This window comes from Pseudochelatococcus sp. B33 (assembly GCF_053570585.1).
Window position 1 is genome coordinate 55708 of the sequence record NZ_JBSEFH010000020.1, and the last position, 25120, is coordinate 80827.

Consider the following 25120-nt stretch of genomic DNA (forward strand, 5'->3'; position numbering starts at 1 on the left):
GTCCGCTACCTTAAAGGCCAGTGGCGGTGGCGAGCGCCTGCGGATTGACCGTGGGGCGCAGCTCCGCCTGCCGCCTGCCGATGTATTCCGTCAGCAGGTCCTCGGCGATGACGGCGCTGAGCTGCTCGGCGACCGCGACCGCGCGCGGCGATGCCGCGTCGAGCGGCGGCGTGACCGCGCCGGTGACCTGGAACACGACGCGCCCTCCCGGCACCGCCGCCGATCCCGCCTTGCCCCTGTGGGTGGCGAAGATCTGCTGCACCACGGCCGGCGCAAGGCCGGGGGCCTCGCCGACGCGGGCGATGTCGCTCGCCGTCGACACCGGCGAGGCGAGCGCGCCCGCCGGCAGCGAGTCCGTGACGGCCTCGAACGCCTCGCCGCCGTCGAGCCGCGCCACGATCTCGCCCGCGACCGCCGCGAGCCTGTCGTCCACGGCCTCCTCGCGCCAGCGCGCCAGCGCGTCCGCGCGCGCCTCCTCGAAGGTGCGGTCGCGCTCGGGCGCGACGTCGGTGACATCGAACCATACATAGCCCGTGCCGGTGCTGGTCTGCCGGCGCAGCGGCGCGTTGTCGGCCCCCACGTCCGAGGCGAAGGCGGCGGCGATCAGCGCGTCGGCTTCCGGCAGGTCAGAGACGGGCGCGCCGTCGCGCCCGCGCCCGTTGCGGTCGACGGCCGGCACGGTCTGGAACGGGAGCCCGTTCTCGGCCGCGATCTCGCCGAGCGGCCGCGCCGTGGCGCGCGCCTCCTCGATGCGGTCGTGCAGGGCCTCGACGGCGGCGCGCGCCGCGTCGATGGCCACCGCGAGGCGCACCGACTGCTCGACCTCGCCGAAGGACTGGACCGACGGCGGCGTGATCGACACCACCCGCACGATCACCGCGCCGAAGCGTCCCCTGACCGGCGCGCTGATGCCCGGCTCCGCCAGGGCGAAGGCGGCCTCGGCGACGGCCGGATCGAACACCGCGTTGCGTGCCACGAGGCCGAGGTCGTAATCGGATTCGGCCACCTTGCGCTCGGCGGCGATGGCCTCGAAAGCCTGCGCCAGCGCCTGCTCGGCGTTGGCGCCGTCCGCGGTCGCGGCGGCCGTCAGGCGCCGGTGGACGGCGTCGGCCTCCGTCTCGTTGGGGAACACGAGCTGCTGCAGGTGGCGCGTTTCGGGCGTGCCGTAGCGGCTTTCCCTGTCGGCCTCGTAGCGGGCGAGCGCCGCCTCGCGGCTCACCTCCTCGGGCTTCGCCAGCGTCTCGGGGTCGATGGTCAGCACCGAAAGGGCGCGGAATTCCGGCAGGCGGAAGAGCGCGGTGCGCTCCTTGAACCACGCCTCCAGCGCCGCGTCGTCGGGATCGTCGACCGCGCCGGCCGCGGCGGGGGCGAGCGTGGCGTGAAGCGCCTCGCGCCGTTCCGCGCCATAGCGGTGGAAGGCCGCCTGCATGGGCAGGGGGGGCGCGATGTCGCCGGTGAGGCTCTCGGCGATCTGGCGGCGCGGCAGCACGGCGCGCTGCTCCCGCACGAAGGCCGGTTCGCTGATGCCGGCGTTCTGCAGCGCGGCGTCGAAGGCGGCGCGGTTGAAATTGCCGTCGCCGTCGCGGAACTGCGGCTCGCGCATGACGATGGCGACGATGGTCGCGTCCGGCACGGCGAGGCGCAGGTCGTCGGCGCTGGTGTCGAGCACGGCCTGCCCCACGAGCTGGCCCAGCACCTGCTGGTCGAGGCCCATCGCCCGCGCCTGTTCCGGGCTGACGGGCGTGCGCAGCTGCCGCTGCACGTTCTGCAACTGGTTGAGATAGGCGTCGCGCATCTCCTGCACGGAAATCGTCCTGTTCCCGACGCTCGCCACCGTGCTGCCGCCGGGATTGGTGATCCAGTCGGCCACGCCCCAGATCGCGAACGACACGATGAGCAGACCGAACAGAACGAATGTCAGGGCCTTGCCGATCCAGTGGCGGCCGGAGTTGCGGAAGATTTGCAGCATGGTTCGATCGGGGTCCGGAGCACGAGAAATACAGGGCCTGGGTACCGATGCCGGCGCTTTCCGATGGGATCGCGCGTCCGCGTCGCGCCAGGCCGTTCGCAGCGTTCTAGCGATAAAGGGGAAACGTTCCGGCGGCAAGTGTCCCGGCGGCGAGCGGCGTCTCGCCGTGCCGGCTCCCGCGTCCCGTGGTCCGGCGGTGTCGCCGCCCGCGCCGGATATGTCGCCGCGCGGGCCATGACGGGCGCCGGCGGGAATCCGTCTTCCGTCATGGTCTTCCGCCATGGCACGGTTCAGACACATTTGTGGCGCATTGGACACATTATGCGTCAATTCAAAGGCATTAACGCTGTTTGTGTCTATACATCCCGGACAAAACCTGCATTGTGTGCCGTATCTGTCGGACCATGGTGCGTTGGCCGTGAGGGGCGCGTGACGGGGTCGGACGTCAGTGAAAGAGGCAATACGCAATGGTTGAATACGAGAATTCATCAGGCCTTGGCGGAAGCGTATCCGAAGGGGTCGGGAACGTTCCCGTACGGGGTCGCCGGCGGGCGAGCGGCGAATCACGTCCGTCAGTGGCCGGCCGCGCCGCCCGGCTCGCGCTGACCGCCGCCCTCCTGTCATCCACAGCCCTGATCGCCGCCGGCGCGGTCGCTCCCGCCCATGCGCAAGCGGTAGTCTGGGGGGGCGGTACCAGCGAGGCATGGGAAGTCAGCACCAACTGGAGCGGTGGTGTGCTGCCTGGTGCGACTAGCGATGTCGTCATCGACGTTGGTGGGATCCCGACCCCCGGTCCGGTATTCACGGGGGCGGGCGCTCTCAACGTCGGCACGATCACGATCAACGGCGGCCCTTCTACCGCCGGCGTGCTGACCATCAGCGGCGGCACGCTCACCGCTACCGGCGATGTGACGCTGCAAGGGGATGGGGGTGGAGGCCCCTCCGCTCAGATCCTGATCGACGGCGCCAACGCCGAGTTGGTCGGCGCGGAGTTGAAACTGTTTTCGGGCGGCGGCACCTCGTTCGAGATCAGGCAGGGCTCGGCGGAATTCGGCAGCGCGACCATCTCCGCCGGTGAGTTGAAGATCGGTGCGGCTGGTGGCGCGAACGGGGTCCAGTTTCTCGCCGGCGGGCTGACGGTCAACAACGACGGCGCGGTCGGCATTCGTGGCTCCGAGACGTTCGCCGTGATCGCCGGCGACGTCTCGGTCACGGGCGCGGGCGCGGAGCTTACGCTCAATGCGGGCGCGCCCGCCGCAGAGGGCAGGGGCCTCTCCATCACCGGAGGCCTGACGGCGAGCGACAGCGCGACCCTCTCCGTCATAAGAGGTCTGCTGAACGTCGGGGGCGACCTGACGCTCGGCGGCGGCTCGCTCGCGGTCAGTGGCGCTGACGCGAAGGTGGATGTCGGAGGTACGCTCACGGTCTCGGGTAACACCGGCGATCTCAGCATCGGCATGGGCGAGGTGGACGTCACCGGCGCGGCGACCGTCGGCACCGGGGGCAAGCTGAGCGTCGGCCCCAGTGCTGCCACGCTCACCGTCGCTGGCCTGACCGTTTCCGGCGCAGGCGAGGTCTCGGTCGCGGGCGAGGATACGCTCCTCACGATCGACGGCGACGCGTCGCTCATCGGCGAGAACACCAGGCTGACGCTCGACACGGGCGGGGCGCCAGCGGATGGCAAGGGCATCGCCATCGACGGCAAGCTGGATGCGGCCGAAGGAGCGACCATTGAGGTCAGGTCCGGTCTGCTGGCTGTTACGGGCGACCTGACGGTTGCCGACAGCACGCTCAAGGTGAGCGGCGACGACGACGAGGAAGGCGAGATCAGGGCCGCCAACGTGATCGTTTCGGGCACTGGCGTGTTCGAGCTCGGGTCCGGAGGTTCCTTCGAGGTTGATGATATCAGCCTGGTGGACGAGGAATCCAGCTTCGTGGTCGTCGGCGACGGCGACGCGGAAGTGGGTTCCAGGATCACTGGCGATGGTTTGGTCCATCTGAGCACGGATTGGGAAACGAACACGCTGGAGCTCCAGAACGAGGAGAACGACTTCACCGGCGGCATCACCGTCACCAAGGGTACGCTCGTGGTCTCGGACGTCGCCGCGCTCGGCGCGGAGGGCTCGCGCACCGTCCGGTTCGGCGCCGCCGTCGCGGAAGAAGCGATTGTGCTGTTCGACGAGGACATCGAGAGCGACGACGGCGTGACGTTCGCGCGCGTCGACGCCGGCAACGCGATCGTCATCGGGGCGGCCGGCACCGAAAAGACCTTCAGCATCAACCAGGAGCTTGGCGGCGAGGGCGACGTCATCCTCGGCGCGAACGGCGGCACGATCGCGCTGACCGGCAAGAACACCTATGGTGGCGAAGACGTCAAAACCCGGATCTACGACGGCACGCTCCAGATTTCGACCCTCGACAACCTCGGCGCGGGCGGCGAAGACACCGGCGACGAGGAGTGGACGAGATTGGTCGAGATCGGCGATGGCGCGGGGTTGGCGATCGCCGGCGCCGGCGACTTCACCGACGACACCTCCCTCAGGATCACCGCGGCCAATGACTTCGCGATCTCCGTCGACGAGGCGGCGAATACGTTCACCCTCAGCAACAAGCTCACCAGCATCGACACCGGCACGCTCGAAAAGAAGGGCGACGGCAAGCTCGTTCTGGCCCAGAGCGAGGTCAACGACATCGCCGGCGTCAGGATCTCCGGCGGCACGCTCGCTGCGACGGCGGAGGGCCAGTTAGGCGGCGGGGCCATCAGCCTGAACGGCGGCTTCCTCAATGTCGGGACGGATGCCGATACGGGCATCGCCAGTGACGACAACCTGACCATCAGGTTTGAAAAGGGATCGGAGCCGGGCGAGACGCTCAGGAGCGGTTTCGACATCGACGCGGACAAGTCCTTCACCCTCGACGGCGGCGTCGTGCACAGTGGTGAAGCGGGCGACGGCACCATCACCCTTGTCAAGAAGGGCGACGGCACGCTGGTGCTGGGCGGTGTGGCCAGCGGCGCGCAGGTCGACAACATCATCGAGGCCGGCACGCTGTCGGTGACCGACGCGGCTCAGCTCGGTGACGGGACCAAGCAGGTCACCTTCGCCGGCGGCGCGCTCGGCATCGGCGACGGTGCGGGTACGGCTGCACTCGCTGACGACACCGGCATCCTCCTCGTCTGGGGTGGTGACAATGCCGACGGGGACGCCACGATCGACGTCGCCCAAGGGTCGAGCTTCACCATCGCGGACAACGCGTTCGGCGTCGTCGATGACGAAGTGGCGAGTGGCGCGCTGGTCAAGAAGGGCGAGGGCACCCTCGTCCTCTCGAACGCCGATATCGCCTACGAGGGCGGCACGGTCGTGGAGGCCGGTACGCTGAAGGTGGACGACGGCGACGACAAGTTCCGCCTCCTCGACGGCAAGTACACGGTCAACGGCGGCACGCTCGAGGCCGACGTCTCCGACCTGACGATCACCGAACTCGCCGGCTCCGGCAAGACGGGCGCGGAGATCCTCGACAGCGAAAGCGAGAGCTACGATCCCGCGCGGTACGAGCTCGACGCGGGCACGATCGTCATCGCCAGCGGCGAGGCGGACGACGGGGACACCCAGAGGGAAACGACGCTCACGATCAACCAGACCACCGGCGACACCGGCTTCTGGGGCAAGATCGTCGGCTTCTTCACCGAGGGCGCCGATTCCGAAGCGGATCCGCGCGCGCTTGCCGGCACGCTGGAGATCGACGCGGCCGACAAGGAAGTCGTCCTCACGGGCAACGCCAGCGAGGTCGACACCGTCAACGTCAAGGCGGGCACGCTGCGCGTCGACAACGGCACGCTGCCGGTCTCCGACCTGCTCGGCGCGCCGACGACGACGTACGAGGGCTCGCTGACGGCCAACGCCGTCAACGTGGACGGCACGGAAGACGCCCGCGCCTCGCTCGCCGGTTCCGGCACCGTCAGCGCGCCGGTCTCGGTCGGCCAGTACGGCTCGCTGCTCGGCAACAAGGCCGGCACGCTGACCATCAACGGCGACGTCACCTTCGAAGACGGCGCGACGATCGAGCTCGGCGGGTTCCTCCTCGGCCACCACAACGCCGCCGGCACGGAGGACATCACCAACCAGTACTTCCACGTCGACGGCACGGTGACGGCCGCCGAGGACGGCACCTTCATCAACCTCAACAACGACGCGATCGACCCCGGCATCTACCGCGTCATCAGCTCGACCGAGGTCATCGTCAACGGCGACAGCTTCGCGGTCGGCTCGATCGGCGAGGATCTGCCGGCCGGCAGCGTCGTCGTCAGCACGACGGGAGAGGGCCACAACATCGATCTGGTCGCCAACACCGGCCGCGCCGCGTCGCGCTTCTGGAACGGCACGCCGGTCGACGGCGTCTCCACCTGGACCGTGGACGGCAACGACTGGACCGATCTGGACAAGACCAACCCCGGCCCGCTGCACCAGACGGAGGACGGCAGCAGGGTCGGCGTGTTCGGCCACTCCGACTTCCCGCAGCAGGGCGGCACGGTCAACGTCAGCGGCGCCAACTACCTGACGCAGGGCCTGCAGTTCTTCGCCAGCGACTGGCTGCTGACGGGTGACGCGCTCGAGCTGAAGGGCGGCGCGGCCGAGACCGAATACGAAGGCAGGACGACGATCAACACCGGCGCCGGCAACATCGTCATCAACAACCAGCTCACCGGCTCGGCGGCGCTGCGCAAGACCGGTATCGGCACCCTCACCCTCTGGGGCGACAACACTTACGCCGGCGGCACGATCGTCGATGTCGGCACGCTCGCGGTCGCGAACGACGCCCACCTCGGCGACGCCGGCGGCTCGATCACGCTGAACGGCACGGGCGCCACATTGGCGCTCGGCCCGGACTTCGGCTCCACGGCGCGCGACATCGTCGTCAACCTGCCGGCCGAAACGTCGGGCTCCGTCAACCAGGCCAGCACCATCGACCTGGGCGGCGTGCCTCTCACCGAGGAGGGCACGGTGCGCTTCGGCGGCACGCTCACGGGTAACGGTCTCCTGACGTTCGCCAACGGCGGCGCGGTTTTCACCAGCCAGAACGCGGTGGACTTCGCCGGCGCGGTGCACGTCGCCGCCGACGCCGGCCTCGCGGTCGAGTATGGCGGTTCCATCAACACCCTGAGCGTCGACGGCGCGCTGTGGGGAACGTTCGGCCACACGCTGACGGTGACCAGCCTGAACCTGGCCAGCACGGCCGAGGTCGTGCTGGAGCTGCCGGCCGACTCGAACGGCGTCGTCGCCGCCTTCACGGGCACGAATGCGGTCCTCGGCGGCGAGATCGCCGAACTCGACCTGCCGGAAGACTACGCGGTCGGCGCCAACGGCACGTCGCTGCCGGTGTTTATCTTCGACAACCACTCCGGCGAGATCACCATCTCCGACGCGGTCAAGGACCAGTACGCCAATTCGAACTTCACCTTCGGCGGCGTGGTCAACGGCTACCTGGTGCTGAACTCCAAGACCTCGCCCGTCCCGCAGCCGGGCGACGGCGAGACGGTGAACGTCGATCAGTTCGCCAACCTCCAGAACTGGAGCGAGACGACGTTCGTCGACGGCCAGACCTGGAACAACGGCGTGGCGACCTTCAACGGCAACGGCACCAACAAGCCGATCAACGTCGAGGGCCAGGTCCGCATCGCCGGTCTGACCATCAACGGCCAGAACTTCCTGTTCAGGGATGCGGGCGTTGCCAGCAGGCCGGGCGCGTTCCTCCTGCAGGCCGCTTCGGGCCGCTCGGTGGTCGAGTTCACCGTCGCCCAGAACGGCTCGGCCACGATCGCCATCCCGATCGCGGGGGCCGACTTCGTCAAGATGGGCGCGGGTCACCTCGTCCTCGCCGGGAACAGCCCGGACTTCACCGGCACCGGTACGGTCCAGGCGGGCACGCTCTACGTGACGGGCAACTTCGCGAACGGCTCGTTTGCCGTGACCGGCGGCCTGCTGCGCGTGAACGGCTTCACCAGGAGCGTGACGGTCGGTCCGAACGGCACCCTCGAGGGCCTGTTCTCCGGCGACACCAGCGGCCGCGGCATCAACATCGGCACGCTGGTGGTGAACGGCGGTACGCTGAAGCCCGGTAACTCGCCCGGCCTGCTGCGTGTCGGCGGTCTGGAGCAGACGGCGGGTGCCATCGAGTTCGAGCGTGGCGACAAGATCGAGGTGCTCGCGGGCGTCGGCGGCACGCCGAACGGTCGCGCCATCTTCTCCAAGGCCGCGGACGGCGCTCAGGTCGATCTGCGCCTCACCGCCGACAGCCGCAGCTACACCTACGGCAATACCTACACCTTCGTGACGGCCGAGAACGGCGTGACGTTCACGTCGTCCGACGCGGTGAAGGTGACGGAAGTCGGCAATGGCCGCCTGTTCTCGTCCTTCGCCGCGGAAGCGGTGGGCACGCAGGGCAACTTCTACCTGAAGCGTGACCGCGCCTTCGGCACCCAGGCGTCGAACGGCAACCAGCTCGCCGTCGCCGGCGCTCTGGAAAGCCTGACGCCGACCGACCTGCGCAGCTCGCGCGGCACGATCTACGACGCCATCGCCTCGGCATCGAACGACGAGGCCCACCTCGTGCGTGCCGCCTTCGACCAGCTCTCGGGTGAGGTCCACGCGTCCGCCAGGGGCGTGCTGGTCGACGAAAGCCGCCACCTGCGCGAGGCGACCACCAACCGCACCCGTGCGGCGCTGAGCGGATCGGCTGCGGCCGCGCCCGGTCAGGTGGTTCAGGCTCCCGCCGGCTCCAACCTGGCGCTGTGGGGTCAGGTCTACGGGTCGTGGGGTGAGACCGACAGCTCCAGCAATACGGCCAAGCTCGACCGTTCGACAGGCGGCTTCGTGCTCGGCTTCGATACCGGCATCGCCGACAACTGGCGTCTGGGTATCGCGGGCGGCTACGCCAAGAGCGACATCAAGTCGAACGCGAACCTCAGCAAGGCCGATGTCGACAACTACAACCTCGCCGTCTACGGCGGCGGCCAGTTCGGTAACCTCGGCCTGCGCTTCGGTTTCGGCCACACCTGGCACCGTCTGGAAACCGAGCGTCAGCTCAACGTCCTCGGCCTGCGCGACAGCAACCAGGCCAAGTACGACGCCCGCACTCTGCAGCTCTATGCCGAGGCTGGCTACGAGGTGACGTTCGATGCGGCGACCGTCGAGCCCTTCCTGAACCTGGCCTATGTCCACCACTCCAGCGACAGCTTCGTCGAACGTGGTCTCGGCCTTGGCTCGGCGCTGACCTCGCACAGCCAGGATGAGAGCACCGGCTTCTCCACCCTCGGCCTGCGGCTGTCGAAGAACTTCGACCTCAGCGGCGCGAAGGGCACGGCGACCGGTACGTTCGGATGGAGGCACGCCTTCGGCGACGTCAACCCGACCGGCGTGTTCTCGGCGGCCAACGGCACCTCGCTGTTCGCCATCACCGGCGCCCCGATCGCCAAGAACGCGCTCGTCCTGGGCGTCGGTCTGGATGTCGAGATCGCGCACGGCACCACGCTGGGCGTGAGTTACAACGGCCAGGTCGGCGACAACACGAGCGACCACGGCGTGAGGGGTAACTTCTCGGTCAAGTTCTGATCCGCTGGAGCGCTTTTCGATAGACGGAATCATCCGAACGATCGGACTTCGCTCAAAACCGGGAAGCAGGAGGGTTTCACCATTTCCGTGAAACGGTGAAACCCTCTGCGAGAGGCAAGCGGGCCGGCGTTCTCGCCGGGTCCCGGACGGAAAACGGAGACGGGGACCGCGATCGTGCGGTCCCTGTTTCATTTGGCAGGAGACGAAAACGGTGTATCGTCCCGGCGGGATCGCGGTGTATGATGCGCCGTCACGTGTCCAGAAAAAGCGGATGCCGCTGTTTCCGCAAGTGCCATGGAAGGAATGCAGAGAATGGTTCGTGCAGTGCTTTTTCTGGCTGTCTCCCTGACGGCGTTTCCCCTGTTCGCCACGGATGCCTCGGCGCAGCAGTCCCAGGCACGGCGGGACAGCCTGACGCGGGACGACAGCTTTCTTTATGCGGCGCCCGCATCGGGCGGAACCCGCGTACCCAACTACGTCGCCGATTCCGCCAAGGGTCAGCCGTTTGACCAGAACGACCGACGCAGGTTCGAGCGGCCCTATCTGTCGGGCGAGCCCTTTGGACTGCCGCTTCAACCTCGCTGAGACATGATCCGGCGCATCGGGCGCGACATATCATTCGCAAGTGGCGGGCGTCGATGACGTAGACAATAAGTTGTTTGCCATTTGATTGCGAATCTCCGTCATAGCTGTGGCCTGTCTTCGTTTTTTCATCGTATTTGGCGCGTATCGTGCTAAATATGCCGTCGAATCGCGACGCGCCCCCCTCGCGGTCGAAGAGCGGCGCGAGCAGCGGAAAAGATGCGAATCGAAGAGGCAGGGCGATGAAGAAAAAGGTGATGGCGGTGGTCTCCGGCGGGGCGACCATGGCGGTGCTGGCAGGAGGGGTGCTGTTCCTGCCGGGTGTCGGAGAGGATGGTCTGGCCCTGGCGCAGAACCAGAATGCCGCGGGTTCTGCGGCGTCGGTGCCCCAGCGCATTGAAACCACGGTCCACGATTCATGGACGGTGACCTGCCGCGACCAGGCCGACAAGAAGACCGCCTGCACCGCCGTGCTGCGGGTTGCGGACAACCAGAGCGGCAATGTCGTTCTGATCTGGGCGTTCGGCAAGGACCAGTCGGACAAGCTCACCGCCGTCATCCAGACGCCGACGGGCGTTCAGATCGAGCCGGGTGTGGCGCTCAAGATCGGCAACGGCACCGCCCGCAAGCTGGCCTATGCCACGTGCTCGCCACGCCAATGCGATGCGACGTTGCCGGCGGATGCCGCGTTCCTCAAAGAAGTCTCCGTCGGCGCCGAGGCCACGGCCACGATCACGCTCGTCGACGGCCGCACGGCGGAGTTCAAGTTCCCGCTGAACGGATCGGCCGCGGCGCTCAGGCAGGTGACCGGAAGCTGACCCCAAAAGGCGGGAAGGCGTTTCATGGCAGGGCGGCCCCCGGGCGGAGCCGCCCTGTTCGTTTACCCCCAACCCTGATATAGAAGAGCATTATGCCGGTCTGCGGTGATCGCGCCCGCGGATCCGGTATTGCGAAGCGCGCGTCGTCGGCCGGTTGCGGACATGATCCCGATCACACATTTCATCGCGCTCGACGACGACGAGATCGTGGAGAATTTCATCCAGGCGTCGGGACCGGGCGGGCAGAACGTCAACAAGGTGGCGAGCGCCGTGCAATTGCGCTTCGATGCGCGCAATTCCCCCAATCTGCCGGAGGAGGTGCGGACGCGGCTGATGGCGCTGGCCGGACAGCGCCTGACGCGCGACGGGGTCATCGTGATCACGGCGCGCAGCTTCCGCACGCAGGAGCGCAACCGCGCGGACGCGCTGCAGCGCCTCGTGGATCTGATCAGGCAGGCGGCGCGACGGCCAGCGGTCCGCCGCCCGACGAAACCCACCAAGGCGGCCACGCGCCGGCGGCTCGACGAAAAGGCCCGCCGTTCCGGCATCAAGGCGATGCGGGCGGCCAAGCCGCCGGCGGATTGAACCGCCACCCGGCGCTCACCTTCTGACGCAATAGGAAGCGTGGGTCAGGAGAAAGGCAACCGGTCACTCCGGCGGACAGAGCGGTTAGCGCTCATGTGGGGTCGGAATCTGCCGTGCAAGCCGCCCTGCTTTGATCGTTTTCCGCAACTTGCATTCAATTTGATGATCAAGTTGAACGCAAACTGCCATAGCGGTGGGTCCGGCCGCGGAAGTCCGTGATCTGCCAGTCGTCGCTGCCTTCCTGTTCGACCGCGTCGCACGGGCCGATCGCCGCCTTGCCGTGGCCGCCGGGAATGTCGAGGACGTAAGCCGGCTGACACAGGCCGGAATAATGGCCGCGCAGGGCGCGCATCAGCGCCTGCCCCTCGGCGATGGTGGTGCGGAAGTGGCCCGTGCCGGGCGCGAGGTCGCCATGGTGCAGGTAGTAGGGCTTGATGCGGTTCTCGACGAAGGCCCGCATCAGCGCGCCGAGCGTCGCGGCATCGTCGTTGACGCCGCGCAGCAGCACCGACTGGCTCAGCATGACGATGCCGCTGTCGACGAGCCGGGCGCAGGCGGCGCGGGCCGCCGGCCCGAGTTCGCGCGGATGATTGGCGTGCAGCACCACGTAGACCGCCTTGCCCGGCACGCGGATGGCGTCGATGAGCGCCGGCGAGATGCGCTCGGGCGCGACCGCGGGCACGCGAGTATGCCAGCGCAGCACCTTGACGTGATCGATGGCGGCAAGCCGCGCGACGAGGCTTTTCAGGCGGCGCGGCGCCATGATCAGCGGATCACCGCCGGTGATAACGATTTCCCAGATTTCGGGCCGCGCGGCGATATAGGCGACGGCCGCATCGAGCGCTTGCGGAGAGAGCGCGCTTTCCTTGCCGGGGCCGACCATCTCGCGGCGGAAGCAGAAGCGGCAATAGACCGGGCAGACGTGCACCGGTTTCAGCAGCACGCGATCGGGATAGCGATGCACCACGCCCTCGACCGGCGAATGGGCGCGATCGCCGATCGGGTCGTCGCGCTCCAGCGGCGTCTGGGTGAGCTCGCGCGCATCGGGCACGAACTGGCGCGCCAGCGGGTCGGCCGGATCGTCACCGTCGATCATGCCGGCGATCGCCGGCGTGATGGCGATGGCGTAGCGGGCGGCGACCCGCTCGATTTCGGCGCGTTGCGCCGAGTCGATCAGGCCGGCCTCGACGAGCTCCTCCGGGCTGCGCAGGGGGGCGTGCGACCCCGGTGCCTGAAACGGCAGCGGCAGGGAAACGGTGCGTGTCATGCATGCTCTCCGGCAATTGTCACCGGCGCCCACAGCACATCTTCGATGCGCGCGGCGTCGGTAGCGAGCATCACGAGCCGGTCGAGGCCAAGCGCGATGCCGCTCGTCGGCGGCATGGCCGGCAGCAGCGTCAGCAGCGCCTCGTCCAGCGGATAGCGCTCGCCGTAGACGCGCTGCTTCTCGTCCATTTCGAGCACGAAGCGCCGGCGCTGCTCGTCCGCGTCGGTGAGTTCGCCGAAGCCGTTGGCGAGCTCGACGCCGCACACGAACAGCTCGAAGCGTTCCGAAAGGCGCGGATCGGCGCTTTGGCGGCGGGCGAGCGCCGCCTCATGGGCCGGGTAGGCGTCGAGGATCGTGGCGCGCCCGTGCCCGAGATGCGGCTCGATGCGCTGGTTGAGCACGTGGCTGAACACGTCCGACCACGTGTCGTCGGCAACGATGCGCACGCCGATATCGGCTGCCGCCCGCGCCAATGCGTCGCGGTCGGGCGGCGCGTCCGGGTCGTCCGGAATGGTGGCGAGAAGATCGATGCCGGCGAAATGGCGGAAGGCGTCAGTGACGGTGATGCGCTCGGGCACCGCGGCGGGATCGGCCGCGATGCCGCGAAACCGCAGTTCGGTGACGCCAGCGGTCTGCGCCGCCACGCGCAGGATTGCGGCGCAATCGTCCATCAGTGCCTCGTAGGGGGCGTGGGCGCGATACCACTCGACGAGCGTGAATTCGGGGTGGTGCAGGGGGCTGCGCTCGCGGTTGCGGTAGACGCGGGCGACATTGACGATGCGCGATTCGCCCGCCGCCATCAGCTTCTTGCAGGCGAATTCGGGCGAGGTGTGCAGGTAGAGCGGGTGCGCGGTCCCGTCCGCGCCGATGAAATGGGTCAGGAAGGCGTGCAGATGCGCCTCGTTGCCGGGCGAGCGCTGCAGGGCGGGGGTCTCGACCTCGATGAAATCCCGCTCTTCGAAGAAGGCGCGCAGCGCCGCCGTGATGCGCTGGCGCGTCACGAGGCGTGGTCGGCGGACGGCGTGACTGCCGGGGGCGAAAAATATGCCGGATTCGGCCACTGAATCGGGTTCGGCCATCAGTTTTTGCACTCTAGGATCTGGCAATTGTCGCCGGGATGAGTAAGGTGGCGCGCAAATGCCGCAGATCCACCCCGCCGGAGGCGGCGCGCCAGTCAGACAGAAGACAATCAGAGGTCTATCACGTGAAGGTTATCGCGAGTTCCGTTCGTAAAGGCAATATCCTCGAGGTCGATGGCCACCTGTGCGTCGTTCTCTCCGCCGAAAGCTTCTTCCCCGGCAAGGGCACCCCGACCACGCAGATCGACATGCGCCGCATTGCCGACGGCGTCAAAGTTTCGCAGCGCTACAAGACCACCGAGCAGGTGGAACGCGCCTTCGTCGAGGACATCGACTATTCCTATCTCTACCAGGACGGCGAAGCCTATGTGTTCATGAACCCGGAGAGCTTCGAGCAGCTCACCGTCTCCGCCGACGTTGTCGGCGATCAGGCGGTGTACCTGCAGGAGGGCATGGGCGTGAAGCTGTCGATCTACGAGGGCAACGCGGTGGCGATCGAGCTGCCGGCACGCGTCGTGCTGGAAGTCACCGATACGGAACCGACCGTCAAGGGCCAGACGGCGTCGTCCTCCTACAAGCCCGCGACGGTGTCGAACGGGCTGCGCGTCATGGTGCCGCCGCACATCTCCACGGGCACGCGCATCGTGGTGCAGACCGAGGACGGCAGCTACGTGGAACGCGCCAAGGACTGAGTTTTTTGGATGGATCGGGTCCGGGGCCGCATTTGCCCCGGCGTGATTTCGGAGAGGCGTGATTCCGGACACATGGGCCGCCGCGGTCCAGCTTGGCTCCGGCTGCGGGTTCGGTCATAGTCTCCCCGCGTCTCATGCGGGCCGCATTCCGCGGCGCACGAGGGCGCTGGAGGCTGTGTTCATGACCGGAAACGTTCTCTACACCGCGACCGCCACCGCGAAGGGCGGGCGCGAAGGCCACATCCGCAGCTCGGACGGCGTGCTGGAAGCCGATCTCATCGTGCCGAAGGAACTCGGCGGGCCGGGCGGCGCGGGCACCAATCCCGAACAATTGTTCGCAGCCGGCTACGCCGCCTGCTTCGAGGGCGCGGTTCGTTTCGCCGCGCGCCAGGCCGGCGTAAAGCTCGGTCCCGACACGCAGGTGACGGCCCATGTGGGCATTGGCCCGCGCGAGGCGGGCGGATTCCAGATCGCGGTGAAGCTCGAACCGCACCTTGACGGCGTCGATGCCGACAAGGCCCAGGAACTCGTCGACACCGCACATGAAAAGATCTGCCCCTATTCCCATGCGACGCGGGGCAATGTCGACGTCAGTATCGAAATCGTGTGATCAGCGGCGCTTGCGCCCGCGCTCCCGGTTCCTGCGATCTTGCCGCCGGTCCCGCACGTTGCTACCTTCAGCGGCGTCGGCGGCATTGCGATGCGCCGCGTCGGATCTCGGAACGGGTTCATGCGCTTTCTGCTTCGTTTTGCGGGTTTTCTGCTCATCGCCGCCGGTTTCGTGTCGCTCGTGGCGGATGGTGCACGCGCCATCGCCGACGACAGGCTGGCGTTCACCCATCTGGGGCCGGTGCTGGCGCGGCTGATGCCGTCGTTCTATCCGCGCATCGAGCCGCTTGCGGTCGAGAAGGTCGGCCCCTACTTATGGGATCCGGTGCTCGTAAACCTGTTCGAGGCCCCCGCCTTCGCCGCCGCGGTCGTGCTGGGGGCGATCCTGCTGTGGCTCGGCAAGCGGCCGCCGGAGCCGATCGGGTTTTCGACCCTGCGGTGATCGAGGGCTGACGGCGATGCAGTGGCGATGGGAGATGGCGAAATGGCGATTTTCAAGGATTTGTCCGCTAAACTGAGCCTGCCCGCGCGCGACGAGGCGCTGCCCGGGCGCGAGGCGCCGCTGCCGACCGCCGAAACGCATTTCATCAACGGCCGGCCGCTCAAGGGGCCCTATCCCGAAGGCACGCAGAGCGTCCTGCTCGGGCTCGGCTGTTTCTGGGGCGCGGAGCGGCTGTTCTGGCAGTTGCCCGGCGTGTGGGTGACGGCCGTGGGCTATGCGGGCGGCTTCACGCCCAACCCCACCTATGAGGAAGTATGCACCGGGCGCACCGGCCATACCGAGGCGGTGCTCGTCGTCTACGATCCGGCGGATGGCGGCTTCGAGCGCCTCTTGAAGGCGTTCTGGGAGAACCACGACCCGACCCAGGGCAACCGGCAGGGCAACGACATCGGCACGCAGTACCGCTCGGCCATCTATGTCTCGAACGACGCGCAGCTCACGGCGGCGCTCGCCTCGCGCGCCGATTACGAGCATGCGCTCGCCGGGCGCGGCTTCCCGCCGGTGACGACGGAGATCGCGGGCGCCGGGCCATTCTACTTCGCCGAGGAATACCACCAGCAATATCTGGCCAAGAACCCGAACGGCTATTGTGGGCTGGCGGGCACGGGCGTGGCCTGCGTTCTGCCCGCGCCCGCCGCGTGATCCGGACGCTGTCAGCATACAAGATCACGACGCCGCCGGCCCGTCGGGTCATGGCGCGGCGAGGACGGCGGCGCACTGGCGCGGCAGGTCGGCGAGCCTGAGCGGCGGCGGAGGCGGCGTCTTCGTCGGCCTGCGCGCCTCTTCCGAAAACCACCAGTCGAGCTCCGCGCCGCAGCCGTCGTTCTTCGGCGGCGGGTTCTGATTGCGGCACGCCGCATTGCCGCGCGGGCAGGCGAGGCGGATGTGGAAATGGTAGTTGTGGCCCGGCGCGGGCCGCACCTTCGACAGCCACGCCCTGTTGCCGGTGGCCTCGCGGCACAGCGCCTTCTTGATCGCCGGATTGACGAAAAGGCGCGCCACCTGCGGCCGCGACGCGACATAGCGCAGCAGGCGGTGATGCGCCGCCGTCCAGCGCGCCGGGTCGATGTCATTCCAGTCGCTGGCGACGACGTTGACGGCGGAGACGTTGTCGCGCTCCTGCCGCGTCAGGCGACGGGCGGGGTTCGGCGTGAGCCAGATGTCGGCGTCGATGCCGGTCTGGTGCGAGGCATGGCCGGTGAGCATCGGCCCGCCGCGCGGCTGGCCGATGTCGCCGACGAGCAGTCCCGGCCAGCCGGCGGCCTGCGGGGCGCCGGCGGCGATGTCCTGCAGGAAGGCGATGAGAGCGGGATGGCCGAAGGCACGGTTGCGCGACGGGCGCATCACCTGCCAGTTGTCGCCGTCCGCCGGCAGCTCGACCGCCCCGGCGACGCAGCCCTTCGAATAGAAGCCGTAGACCTGCGCCGGCGCCGGCGAGGGCGTCGCGACCTGCCCGAAGAGGCGCCGGGCCGCATCCTTCGGCAGCGACTTCAGGACAGCCTGCCGGCGCGCCGCCTCCTCGCTCGCCGTGTCCTGGGCGTGGGCGGCGACGCCCACAGCGAGCAGCGCGGCGACGGCCAGCAGCATCGCGGCGATGCGGCCGCGGAAAATGGTAGGCATCGATATCCTCCCCAGCATCAAGCGTCGAACCGAAAAACAAGTACCGCATCTTTGGATGAATCTGATGCGTAAACGATAGATCCGATGCGTAAACAAAGAGACAGGGCGACGCCGCCGATGCGGATTTCTTTTCCCTGCCGGGCTGGAGCCGTGGCGGCCGCCGCCGACGGCAGCCATCCCATGGTGGAGGCCGAAGGCGCTTGCTGGATGCGAATTGTTATTGCATTTAATTCGCAATTGCATTATTAATAACAACCGATATCGGACAAGGGACAGGTCTCTCGTTCGCCCCGGCAGCGGGCGGGCGCAAGGTCTGCCGTGGCCGGACGGCTTGCAGGAACGAACGCTACCATGATCAACGTCGCCACGCCCCAACTCGTCGCCAGTGACGGCCGCAGGCTCACCCGGCCGGACGCCACCAGTCCGCTGGCGGTTTCCGGGCTGACGGTGAGCTACGGCGGCCGGCCGGCGGTGCTGTCGGTCGATTTCGTCGCGCCCGCGGGTGCGATGGTGGCCATCGTCGGGCCGAACGGGGCCGGCAAGTCGACGCTGATCAAGGCGGCGCTCGGCATCGTGCCGCGCATTGCCGGCGATGTGAGCGTGTTCGGCGCGCCGGTTGCGCAGGCCATGGCGCGCGTCGCCTATGTGCCCCAGCGGGCGAGCATCGACTGGGATTTTCCCGCCACCGTCATCGACGTGGTGATGATGGGCTTCTACCGCCGGCTCGGCCTGTTCCGCTTCGCCGGCCGGCGCTACAGCCAGAAGGCCCTCGACTGCCTGGAGCGGGTGGGCATGGCGGCGTTCGCCGCGCGGCAGATCGGCCAGCTGTCGGGCGGGCAGCAGCAGCGCGTGTTCATCGCCCGCGCGCTGGCGCAGGAGGCAGACCTCTATATTCTGGACGAGCCCTTTGCCGGCGTCGACGCCGTGACCGAGCGGGCCATCGTCGGCGTGCTCAAGGACCTGCAATCGCAGGACAAGACCATCATCTGCGTGCACCACGATCTCGGCACCGTGGCGGACTATTTCGACCATGTGCTGCTGCTGAACGTGCGCCGGATCGCCGCCGGGACCGTGGCGGAGGCCTTCACGCCCGCCAATCTGCAGGAGACCTATGGCGGGCGCCTGCTGGCGGCGCAGGCCGGCGGCGCGTGAGGCGGCGATGAACGATCTGCTTCTGGAAAATCTGCTGGCCGCGCTGCTCCTGTCCGCCGGCTACAACACAACACTGGTGACCGTCGGCGCGGCCCTGCTCGGCGCCAGCGCCGGCGCGGTCGGTGCGTTCATGATGCTGCGCAAGCGCTCGCTCGTCAGCGATGCGATTTCCCACGCCACCCTGCCGGGGCTCGCGGCGGCGTTCATCGCCATGGCGCTCGCCACCGGCGACGGGCGGTTCATGCCCGGCCTGATGCTGGGTGCGGCGCTGAGCGCCGGGCTCGGCCTGCTGGCGCTCGAATGGATCACAGGCCGCACGCGGCTCACCGAGGATGTCGCCATCGGCGCGGTGCTGTCCGTGTTCTTCGGGCTCGGCGTCACGCTGCTGACGGTCATTCAGGCCATGGAGACGGGCCGCCAGGCGGGCATCGGCGGGTTCCTGCTCGGTTCCACGGCGGGCATGCTGCGCTCCGAGGCCGAGCTGATCGCCGTTGCGGCCGCGTTGACCGGGCTTGCGGTCTACGCGTTGCGCCGGCCGTTCACGCTGGTGTGCTTCGACCAGGGTTACGCCGCCACCCAGGGCGTGAACGTGCGCGCCACCGATCTGGCGCTGCTGGCGCTGGCGCTCGCGGTGACGGTGATCGGCCTCAAGGTCGCGGGCCTTGTGCTGATCGTCGCGCTCACCATCCTGCCGCCGGTCACCGCCCGTTTCTGGACCGATCGGCCGGGGCGGCTGGCGTTCGCCGCCGCCCTGGTCGGCGCGTTCTCCGCCTATGTCGGGGCCGTCGTCTCGTCGCTGGGGCCGGGCCTGCCCACGGGTGCGCTGATCGTGCTGGTGTCGTTTGCGGTGTTCGTGTTCTCGCTGGTGTTCTCGCCGTTGCGCGGCCTGCTCGCCGGCCGGATGCAGACGATGGCGCTGGAGGCGCGCGTCCACGAGCGTCAGGGCCTGCTGGCGCTGGCGCGCGAGGAGCCCATCTACGACCCGGTGACGCTGCGCGTGCTGCGTCGGGCGGGCTTCATCCGCGCCGACGGCGCGCCGACGCCCGAAGGGCGTTCCGCCGCGCAGGCGGCGCTCAGGGAGGAGGCGCTGTGGGGCCTCTACCGGCGGCTGTTCCCGGAGGAGGCGGCGGCGGCGGGATATCACGGCCTCGCCCCCATCAACGAAGCCCTGCCGCCCGATATCGTGCGCGATCTCGAGCGCCGGACCACGCCGAAGGAGGCCTGAGCATGGGTGCGTATCTTCCGGGTGCGGATTTCGTCATGCTGAATCTGCCGCCGCTCGTCGTCGGCATGCTGACATCGGTGTGCTGTGCGCTGCTGGGCAACTTCCTCGTGCTGCGCCGGCAGGCGCTGATCGGCGATGCGGTGAGCCATGTCGTGCTGCCGGGCATCGTGCTGGCGTTCGTGATCACCGGGTCGATCGATGCCGGGCCGATGCTGCTCGGCGCGGCCGTTGCGGCTATCGGCTCGCTGGTGCTGATCGAGGTCGTCCGCCGCGCCGGGCGCATCGAGCCGGGCGCGGCCATGGGCGTGGTGTTCACGGCGATGTTCGCCGGCGGCGTCCTGCTGCTCGAACAGACCGACACGCGCTCCGTCCATCTCGATGTCGAGCATGCACTCTACGGCTCGCTGGAAAGTATCGTCTGGTTCGCGGGCGAGGGCTGGGGCTCGCTCGTCGACGCCGCCGCCCTTGCCGAATTGCCGCCGCAGGTGGCGCGCCTCGCGCTGACGCTGGCGGCGGTCGTCGTGTTCATCGCGGCGTTCTGGAAGGAGCTGTTCATCGGGACCTTCGATCCCGGCTTCGCCGCCACCGTGGGAGCACGCCCCGGCGCCGTGGGCCTCGCGCTCGCCGTGATGGTGGCTGTCGTCGCGGTGATGGCGTTCGACGCCGTGGGCGCGATCATCGTCGTGGCGATGTTCATCTGCCCGGCCGGCGCGGCGCGGCTGATGACGGACCGGTTGCTGCCGCAATTGCTGTGGAGCGCGGCCTTCGCCATCGCCGCCGCCGTCATCGGCTATGGCCTCGCGGCCTTCGTGCCGCTGTGGCTCGGCTTTTCCTCCACGGTGAGCGCCGCCGGCACGATCGCGACCGTGAGCGGCGTCATTCTGGTCCTCGCCTGCCTGTTCGGACCCCGCCGGCGGCGCGCCGGCCAGCCGGCCTGACCCTGCCGCCCGGCGAGGAGCCGCCGCAGCCGACGCGAGATGCCCATCCCCCGCGAAAGTGCTATAGCGAAGCCTGGCCGGCCGCGGCCTCCCGCCGGCGCGAAAGGATGATCATGACCGAATTCACGCCCACCGAATTCACACCCCTGGCCTCCCTCGCCGGCGGCGCTCTGATCGGCCTCGCCGCCGTGCTGCTGCTGGCGCTGGAGGGGCGCATCGCCGGCATCAGCGGCATCGCCAGCCGGCTGGTGCCGCCCTTCGATACGCGTTTCGCCAGCCGCCTCGCGTTCATTGCCGGGCTCGTGCTGGCGCCATTCCTGGTCGGGGCGGTGACGGGCGAGCCGGTGCTGCAGACGGTGTCGTCCAACTATCCGGTGATGATCGCGGCGGGACTTCTGGTCGGCTTCGGCGCGGTCTACGGCGGTGGCTGCACCTCGGGGCACGGCGTCTGCGGCCTGTCGCGCCTGTCGCCGCGCTCGATCGTCGCAACAGGGACCTTCATGCTGACGGCCTTCGTGACCGTCTTCGTCGTCCGCCATGCGGTCGGGGGGTGAGGATGCAGGCGCCTGTGAACGTGATCGTCAATCTGCTCGTCGGCCTGCTGTTCGGCGTCGGCCTCGTGATCTCGGGAATGGCCAATCCGGCGAAGGTTTTGAACTTCCTCGACCTCTTCGGCACCTGGGACCCGTCGCTTGCCTTCGTCATGGGCGGGGCGGTGATCGTCGCCTTCATCGGCTTCCGCCTCGCGCTCGGGCGCGGCCGGCCGGTGTTCGACACCGCGTTCCACCTGCCGACGAAGCAGGACATCGACCGCCCCCTCGTGCTGGGGGCGGCGCTGTTCGGCATCGGCTGGGGCCTCGGCGGCTTCTGCCCCGGCCCGGCCTTCGTCGCCATCGGCCTCGGCGCGCCGGGCACCTACGCCTTCGTTCCCGCCATGCTGGTCGGGATGTGGGCCGCCCGGCGGGCGGGGGCTTGATCAGGCTCAGACCGCGGTGTAGCCGCCATCGACGGTCAGCGCCGCGCCGGTGACGAAGCTTGCCTCGTCGGAGGCGAGGAACAGGATGGCGTTGGCGACCTCGACGGGCTGGCCGACGCGGCCGATGGGATGCTTGGCGCCGACCTTGGCGAGAAAGGCCTCGAGCCCGCCTTCTCCCCGGCTGCCGAGCTCCTCCACCAGCGGCGTCAGAATGAAGCCCGGATGCACCGAATTGACGCGGATGTTGTCGGCGGCATAGGTCACCGCGTCCTGCCTGGACAGCAGCGTGATCGCGCCCTTGGTCGCATGGTAGGCGGTGAGATCATAGGAGCCGATGAGGCCGTAGATCGACGACAGGTTGATGATCGAGCCGCTGCCGCTCGCCTTCAGATACGGCACGGCGTGCTTGGTGGAGAAGAACACGCCCTTGACGTTCACCGCGAAGACGGCGTCCCATTCCGCTTCCGCGATCTCGTGGGTGGGCTTGTCGACACCGGCGATGCCGGCGTTGTTGACCAGGATGTCGAGCTTGCCGAATGCGGCGACGGCGGCATCGGTCGCGGCCTTGACCTCGGCTTCCGAGGTGACGTCCACCTTCCAGAACTGCGCCGCGTTGCCCTCGGCCTCGATCAGGCGGACGGTTTCCCGGCCGTCGGCTTCCGAAAGGTCGAACACGGCGACCTTCGCGCCGTGGCGGGCGAGCACAACGGCGGTTTCGCGGCCGATGCCGAGGCCCGCGCCGGTGACGATGGCGGCCTTGCCGGCGAGGCGGGGAGCAAGGTGGGGAGATCCTGCGGTGGTATTGGCGTTTTGTGCGGTCATGGCATGCCCTCCTATCCCGCGCCCGGCCCTTCGCCATGGCCATGGCGGCAGCGGTCGCGGCAGTTATGATCGGGACATGCTATGGTGCGTGCCGCCGCGCTGCCATGATCCGGCTCAATTCCGGCGCATGCGTCACTTTGCTGCCGTCCGCCTCATCTGGCGGCGGTCGCGGCCGTCGAGGGGGAGGCGGGGCCGAGCGAGACCCAGCGCATGGGATTGAGGTTGGCCTGGCGCTTGATGTAGCTGTAGCCCGTGTCGTTCCACAGCAGCACGCGGTTGCGCTTGTTGTCGAGAATGAAGTCACCCCTGTCGGTGCGCACGGTCAGCACGGCGTGGCCGTCGCCTGCGAGATCGCGCACCACGGTGATCATCAGCGCCGCGAGCGGCAGGCCCGCCTGCAGCAGCAGCCGGCGCTTCTGCAGCACGTAGTCCTCGCAGTCGCCATAGCCGTCATCGGGAAAATCCCACGATTCCGCCACGCCCCAGTGCTCCTCGTCGGAAAGCGGCGTGATCGCGGCGTTGACGTCGATATTGGTCTTCACGATCAGCGACCATGTGGCCGCATCGAGCATCACGATGCCGGGGCGCTCGTCGTGCAGCCGGCAGGTGGCGGGGTTCTTGCGGCAGAAGTCTTCCCAGCCGATCGGATGGGAGGTGAGGCCCGTCTCCGTCTGCCACGCATCCTGGCTCGTCGCCGCGACCGGCAGCGCGGCGCCGCGCGTCCGCGCGCCACCCGTTCCGGGCAGCAGGGCGGCGAGGCAGAACGCGATAACGATTGCGGCGATCGGGGCGCGGACCACGGCTGAACCTCATCCTCAGCGCATCGAACCAAAAAGGGCATCGTTTCTGGTTCGATGCGGAAACGTTAACGTGGCGGCAATGGTTCCGGTCATCTGTCCGCCGCATTAACTTCCTGTTAGCTTTGATCATCGCCGACGTGCTGGCAAGAGAGGTTAAGGCGCGTTAACCTTTCAGGGTGTGGGCACCTGCGCTCCGCAAGACGGGCGGCATGCCGCCCCTGACGATAATTCCGTTATCGATCAAATGGTTCTGCGTTTTCCCGGATGGAGGCGGGACGTTAAGGTTAACGAAAGGTTGACGGCTACGGGCCGCCTGCCGGGCCGAGCCGTTGCGGTGCCGGCGGCGGAGGCGCCGTTTTCAGCCGGCTACGAGCATTTCCCGTGCCATGTCCGTTTCCAGCGCGCATGTTTTGTCGTAAAAGCCGCAGTGTTCGAGATTGCGGGCCGCATGGTGCGGCCTCGCCCGTCCGCCCGAGAGCGCTTTTCGGGATCTGCCGTGGAGCGCCACAGATGCAAGCCGGTGCCAAGGAGCCCCTGAATGACTGCTATCGTTGATATCATCGCACGTGAAATTCTCGACAGCCGCGGCAACCCCACCGTGGAGGTGGACGTGGTGCTGGAGGACGGGTCGATCGGCCGCGCGGCCGTGCCCTCGGGTGCTTCCACCGGCGCGCACGAGGCCGTGGAGCTGCGCGATGGCGATGCCGACCGTTATGGCGGCAAGGGGGTGCGGACGGCGGTCGACGCGGTCAACCGCGAGATCTTCGAAGCCATCGGCGGGTTCGAGGCCGAGGAGCAGGTCAAGATCGACGAGACGCTGATCGCGCTCGACGGCACGCCCAACAAGTCGCGCCTCGGGGCGAACGCCATTCTCGGCGTCTCGCTCGCGGTGGCCAAGGCCGCGGCCGAGGCTTCCGGCCTGACGCTCTACCGCTACATCGGCGGCACCTCCGCCCGCGTCCTGCCGGTGCCGATGATGAACATCGTCAATGGCGGCGCGCACGCCGACAATCCCATCGATTTCCAGGAGTTCATGATCCTGCCGGTGGGCGCCACCTCGATCCGCGAGGCGGTGCGCGTCGGTTCCGAGATCTTCCACACGCTCAAGAAAGCCCTGCACGCCGCCGGCCACAACACCGGCGTGGGCGACGAGGGCGGCTTCGCGCCTGACCTGCAGTCAGCGGAAGAGGCGCTCGACTTCATCGCCAAGGCCATCGAGACGGCCGGCTACAAGCCCGGCGACGACGTGGTGCTGGGACTCGACGTGGCCGCGACCGAGTTCTTCAAGGACGGCAACTACGTCTATGCCGGCGAGGGCAAGACGCGCTCGGTGGCCGAGCAGGTGGACTATCTGGAGAAGCTCGTCGGCGCCTATCCCATCGTCACCATCGAGGACGGCGTGGCCGAGGACGACTGGGAGGGCTGGAAGGAGCTCACCGACCGCATCGGCGGCAAGGTGCAGCTCGTGGGCGACGACCTCTTCGTCACCAATGTCGCGCGCCTGCAGCAGGGCATCGACAAGGGCGTCGCCAATGCCATTCTGGTGAAGGTCAACCAGATCGGCTCGCTGACGGAGACGCTCGCCGCCATCGACCTCGCGCACCGCAGCGGCTACCGCTCGGTCATCTCGCACCGCTCGGGCGAGACCGAGGACGCGACCATCGCGGATCTCGCGGTCGCGACCAACGCCGGCCAGATCAAGACCGGCTCGCTGAGCCGCTCCGACCGCGTGGCGAAGTACAACCAGCTCATCCGCATCGAGGAGGAGCTCGGCCCCTACGCCCAATACGCCGGCAAGGCGGTGCTGAAGATCGGCGCTTGAGCTTCGGCATTCTGATGCTGCCGGCCCGGGAAGCTTGTCCCGGGCCGGCGCACAT

Annotated in this window: 20 protein-coding genes; 14 read left to right on the forward strand and 6 right to left on the reverse strand. The window is 68.3% G+C overall.

Annotation, left to right across the window (positions count from 1 at the left end; translation table 11 throughout):
- Positions 1-10 precede the first annotated feature (10 nt).
- Positions 11-1969: a SurA N-terminal domain-containing protein gene (locus ACUSIJ_RS20860; RefSeq protein WP_449310347.1), complete on the reverse strand. Its 1959-nt coding sequence runs from the start codon at positions 1967-1969 to the stop codon at positions 11-13.
- Between the two features lie 575 nt (positions 1970-2544).
- Here ACUSIJ_RS20860 and ACUSIJ_RS20865 point away from each other — a divergent pair.
- From ACUSIJ_RS20865 to arfB, 4 genes are all read left to right on the forward strand, one after another.
- Entirely contained in the window at positions 2545-9576 is a 7032-nt protein-coding gene (locus tag ACUSIJ_RS20865; protein WP_449310348.1) for an autotransporter domain-containing protein, read from the forward strand.
- Positions 9577-9888: 312 nt separating this feature from the next.
- The gene (locus ACUSIJ_RS20870) at positions 9889-10161 is read left to right on the forward strand and encodes a hypothetical protein (RefSeq protein ID WP_449310349.1); all 273 of its coding nucleotides are present in this window, start codon (positions 9889-9891) and stop codon (positions 10159-10161) included.
- 239 nt (positions 10162-10400) lie between these two features.
- The gene (locus ACUSIJ_RS20875; RefSeq protein ID WP_449310350.1) at positions 10401-10976 is read left to right on the forward strand and encodes an invasion associated locus B family protein; all 576 of its coding nucleotides are present in this window, start codon (positions 10401-10403) and stop codon (positions 10974-10976) included.
- A 162-nt stretch (positions 10977-11138) separates the two neighbouring features.
- Positions 11139-11561: an alternative ribosome rescue aminoacyl-tRNA hydrolase ArfB gene (arfB, locus tag ACUSIJ_RS20880; protein ID WP_449310351.1), complete on the forward strand. Its 423-nt coding sequence runs from the start codon at positions 11139-11141 to the stop codon at positions 11559-11561.
- A 166-nt stretch (positions 11562-11727) separates the two neighbouring features.
- Here arfB and ACUSIJ_RS20885 read toward each other — a convergent pair whose 3' ends face one another.
- Both ACUSIJ_RS20885 and epmA read right to left on the reverse strand, forming a co-directional pair.
- Positions 11728-12828 (reverse strand): lysine-2,3-aminomutase-like protein, encoded by a 1101-nt coding sequence (locus ACUSIJ_RS20885; protein ID WP_449310352.1) that lies wholly within the window; start codon positions 12826-12828, stop codon positions 11728-11730.
- Complete coding sequence (gene epmA, locus ACUSIJ_RS20890) at positions 12825-13907, reverse strand: EF-P lysine aminoacylase EpmA (protein WP_449310353.1); 1083 nt, start codon at positions 13905-13907, stop codon at positions 12825-12827. Before epmA ends, ACUSIJ_RS20885 begins: the two co-directional genes overlap by 4 nt.
- 125 nt (positions 13908-14032) lie before the next feature.
- Here epmA and efp point away from each other — a divergent pair, with 125 nt between their 5' ends.
- From efp to msrA, 4 genes are all read left to right on the forward strand, one after another.
- Positions 14033-14599 (forward strand): elongation factor P, encoded by a 567-nt coding sequence (gene efp / locus ACUSIJ_RS20895; protein ID WP_449310354.1) that lies wholly within the window; start codon positions 14033-14035, stop codon positions 14597-14599.
- Positions 14600-14780: 181 nt separating this feature from the next.
- Positions 14781-15209 carry an organic hydroperoxide resistance protein gene (locus ACUSIJ_RS20900; protein WP_449310355.1) on the forward strand — a complete coding sequence of 143 codons (429 nt, stop codon included), beginning with the start codon at positions 14781-14783 and terminating at the stop codon, positions 15207-15209.
- Positions 15210-15329: 120 nt separating this feature from the next.
- Positions 15330-15650, forward strand: a complete 321-nt coding sequence (locus tag ACUSIJ_RS20905) for a hypothetical protein (protein WP_449310356.1) — start codon at positions 15330-15332, stop codon at positions 15648-15650.
- A gap of 42 nt (positions 15651-15692) precedes the next feature.
- Positions 15693-16352, forward strand: a complete 660-nt coding sequence (gene msrA, locus ACUSIJ_RS20910; protein ID WP_449310357.1) for a peptide-methionine (S)-S-oxide reductase MsrA — start codon at positions 15693-15695, stop codon at positions 16350-16352.
- 48 nt (positions 16353-16400) lie between these two features.
- Here msrA and mepA read toward each other — a convergent pair whose 3' ends face one another.
- Complete coding sequence (mepA, locus tag ACUSIJ_RS20915; RefSeq protein ID WP_449310358.1) at positions 16401-17330, reverse strand: penicillin-insensitive murein endopeptidase; 930 nt, start codon at positions 17328-17330, stop codon at positions 16401-16403.
- A gap of 351 nt (positions 17331-17681) precedes the next feature.
- Between mepA and ACUSIJ_RS20920 the strand changes: the two genes are divergently transcribed.
- The 5 genes from ACUSIJ_RS20920 to ACUSIJ_RS20940 all read left to right on the forward strand — a co-directional run bounded on the left by ACUSIJ_RS20920 (position 17682) and on the right by ACUSIJ_RS20940 (position 21621).
- Positions 17682-18482, forward strand: a complete 801-nt coding sequence (locus ACUSIJ_RS20920) for a metal ABC transporter ATP-binding protein (protein WP_449310359.1) — start codon at positions 17682-17684, stop codon at positions 18480-18482.
- 7 nt (positions 18483-18489) lie between these two features.
- Entirely contained in the window at positions 18490-19707 is a 1218-nt protein-coding gene (locus ACUSIJ_RS20925; protein ID WP_449310360.1) for a metal ABC transporter permease, read from the forward strand.
- Positions 19708-19709: 2 nt separating this feature from the next.
- Positions 19710-20645: a metal ABC transporter permease gene (locus ACUSIJ_RS20930; RefSeq protein WP_449310361.1), complete on the forward strand. Its 936-nt coding sequence runs from the start codon at positions 19710-19712 to the stop codon at positions 20643-20645.
- Positions 20646-20758: 113 nt separating this feature from the next.
- Positions 20759-21199: a YeeE/YedE family protein gene (locus ACUSIJ_RS20935; protein ID WP_449310362.1), complete on the forward strand. Its 441-nt coding sequence runs from the start codon at positions 20759-20761 to the stop codon at positions 21197-21199.
- Positions 21200-21213: 14 nt separating this feature from the next.
- Positions 21214-21621, forward strand: coding sequence for a DUF6691 family protein (locus ACUSIJ_RS20940; protein WP_449310405.1), 408 nt, complete (start codon positions 21214-21216; stop codon positions 21619-21621).
- 6 nt (positions 21622-21627) lie between these two features.
- On the opposite strand, the gene ACUSIJ_RS20945 is transcribed toward ACUSIJ_RS20940, so the two are convergent.
- Both ACUSIJ_RS20945 and ACUSIJ_RS20950 read right to left on the reverse strand, forming a co-directional pair.
- The gene (locus ACUSIJ_RS20945; RefSeq protein WP_449310363.1) at positions 21628-22443 is read right to left on the reverse strand and encodes an SDR family NAD(P)-dependent oxidoreductase; all 816 of its coding nucleotides are present in this window, start codon (positions 22441-22443) and stop codon (positions 21628-21630) included.
- A gap of 152 nt (positions 22444-22595) precedes the next feature.
- On the reverse strand, positions 22596-23243 hold the full coding sequence (locus ACUSIJ_RS20950; protein ID WP_449310364.1) for a transglutaminase-like cysteine peptidase: 648 nt from the start codon (positions 23241-23243) through the stop codon (positions 22596-22598).
- A 538-nt stretch (positions 23244-23781) separates the two neighbouring features.
- On the opposite strand from ACUSIJ_RS20950, the gene eno reads away from it, so the two are divergent.
- A complete protein-coding gene (eno, locus tag ACUSIJ_RS20955; RefSeq protein WP_449310365.1) occupies positions 23782-25065 on the forward strand; it encodes a phosphopyruvate hydratase in 1284 nt (427 codons plus the stop codon).
- The last annotated feature ends 55 nt before the right edge of the window (positions 25066-25120 follow it).

What these genes read in the sequence shown, in the direction of transcription:
- ACUSIJ_RS20860 (WP_449310347.1), bottom strand. Translation starts at nt 1,969, where the DNA reads ATGCTGCAAATCTTCCGCAACTCCGGCCGCCACTGGATCGGCAAGGCC.
- ACUSIJ_RS20870 (WP_449310349.1), top strand. Translation starts at nt 9,889, where the DNA reads ATGGTTCGTGCAGTGCTTTTTCTGGCTGTCTCCCTGACGGCGTTTCCC.
- ACUSIJ_RS20875 (WP_449310350.1), top strand. Translation starts at nt 10,401, where the DNA reads ATGAAGAAAAAGGTGATGGCGGTGGTCTCCGGCGGGGCGACCATGGCG.
- arfB (WP_449310351.1), top strand. Translation starts at nt 11,139, where the DNA reads ATGATCCCGATCACACATTTCATCGCGCTCGACGACGACGAGATCGTG.
- ACUSIJ_RS20885 (WP_449310352.1), bottom strand. Translation starts at nt 12,828, where the DNA reads ATGACACGCACCGTTTCCCTGCCGCTGCCGTTTCAGGCACCGGGGTCG.
- epmA (WP_449310353.1), bottom strand. Translation starts at nt 13,907, where the DNA reads ATGGCCGAACCCGATTCAGTGGCCGAATCCGGCATATTTTTCGCCCCC.
- ACUSIJ_RS20900 (WP_449310355.1), top strand. Translation starts at nt 14,781, where the DNA reads ATGACCGGAAACGTTCTCTACACCGCGACCGCCACCGCGAAGGGCGGG.
- ACUSIJ_RS20905 (WP_449310356.1), top strand. Translation starts at nt 15,330, where the DNA reads ATGCGCTTTCTGCTTCGTTTTGCGGGTTTTCTGCTCATCGCCGCCGGT.
- msrA (WP_449310357.1), top strand. Translation starts at nt 15,693, where the DNA reads ATGGCGATTTTCAAGGATTTGTCCGCTAAACTGAGCCTGCCCGCGCGC.
- mepA (WP_449310358.1), bottom strand. Translation starts at nt 17,330, where the DNA reads ATGCCTACCATTTTCCGCGGCCGCATCGCCGCGATGCTGCTGGCCGTC.
- ACUSIJ_RS20920 (WP_449310359.1), top strand. Translation starts at nt 17,682, where the DNA reads ATGATCAACGTCGCCACGCCCCAACTCGTCGCCAGTGACGGCCGCAGG.
- ACUSIJ_RS20925 (WP_449310360.1), top strand. Translation starts at nt 18,490, where the DNA reads ATGAACGATCTGCTTCTGGAAAATCTGCTGGCCGCGCTGCTCCTGTCC.
- ACUSIJ_RS20930 (WP_449310361.1), top strand. Translation starts at nt 19,710, where the DNA reads ATGGGTGCGTATCTTCCGGGTGCGGATTTCGTCATGCTGAATCTGCCG.
- ACUSIJ_RS20935 (WP_449310362.1), top strand. Translation starts at nt 20,759, where the DNA reads ATGACCGAATTCACGCCCACCGAATTCACACCCCTGGCCTCCCTCGCC.
- ACUSIJ_RS20945 (WP_449310363.1), bottom strand. Translation starts at nt 22,443, where the DNA reads ATGACCGCACAAAACGCCAATACCACCGCAGGATCTCCCCACCTTGCT.
- eno (WP_449310365.1), top strand. Translation starts at nt 23,782, where the DNA reads ATGACTGCTATCGTTGATATCATCGCACGTGAAATTCTCGACAGCCGC.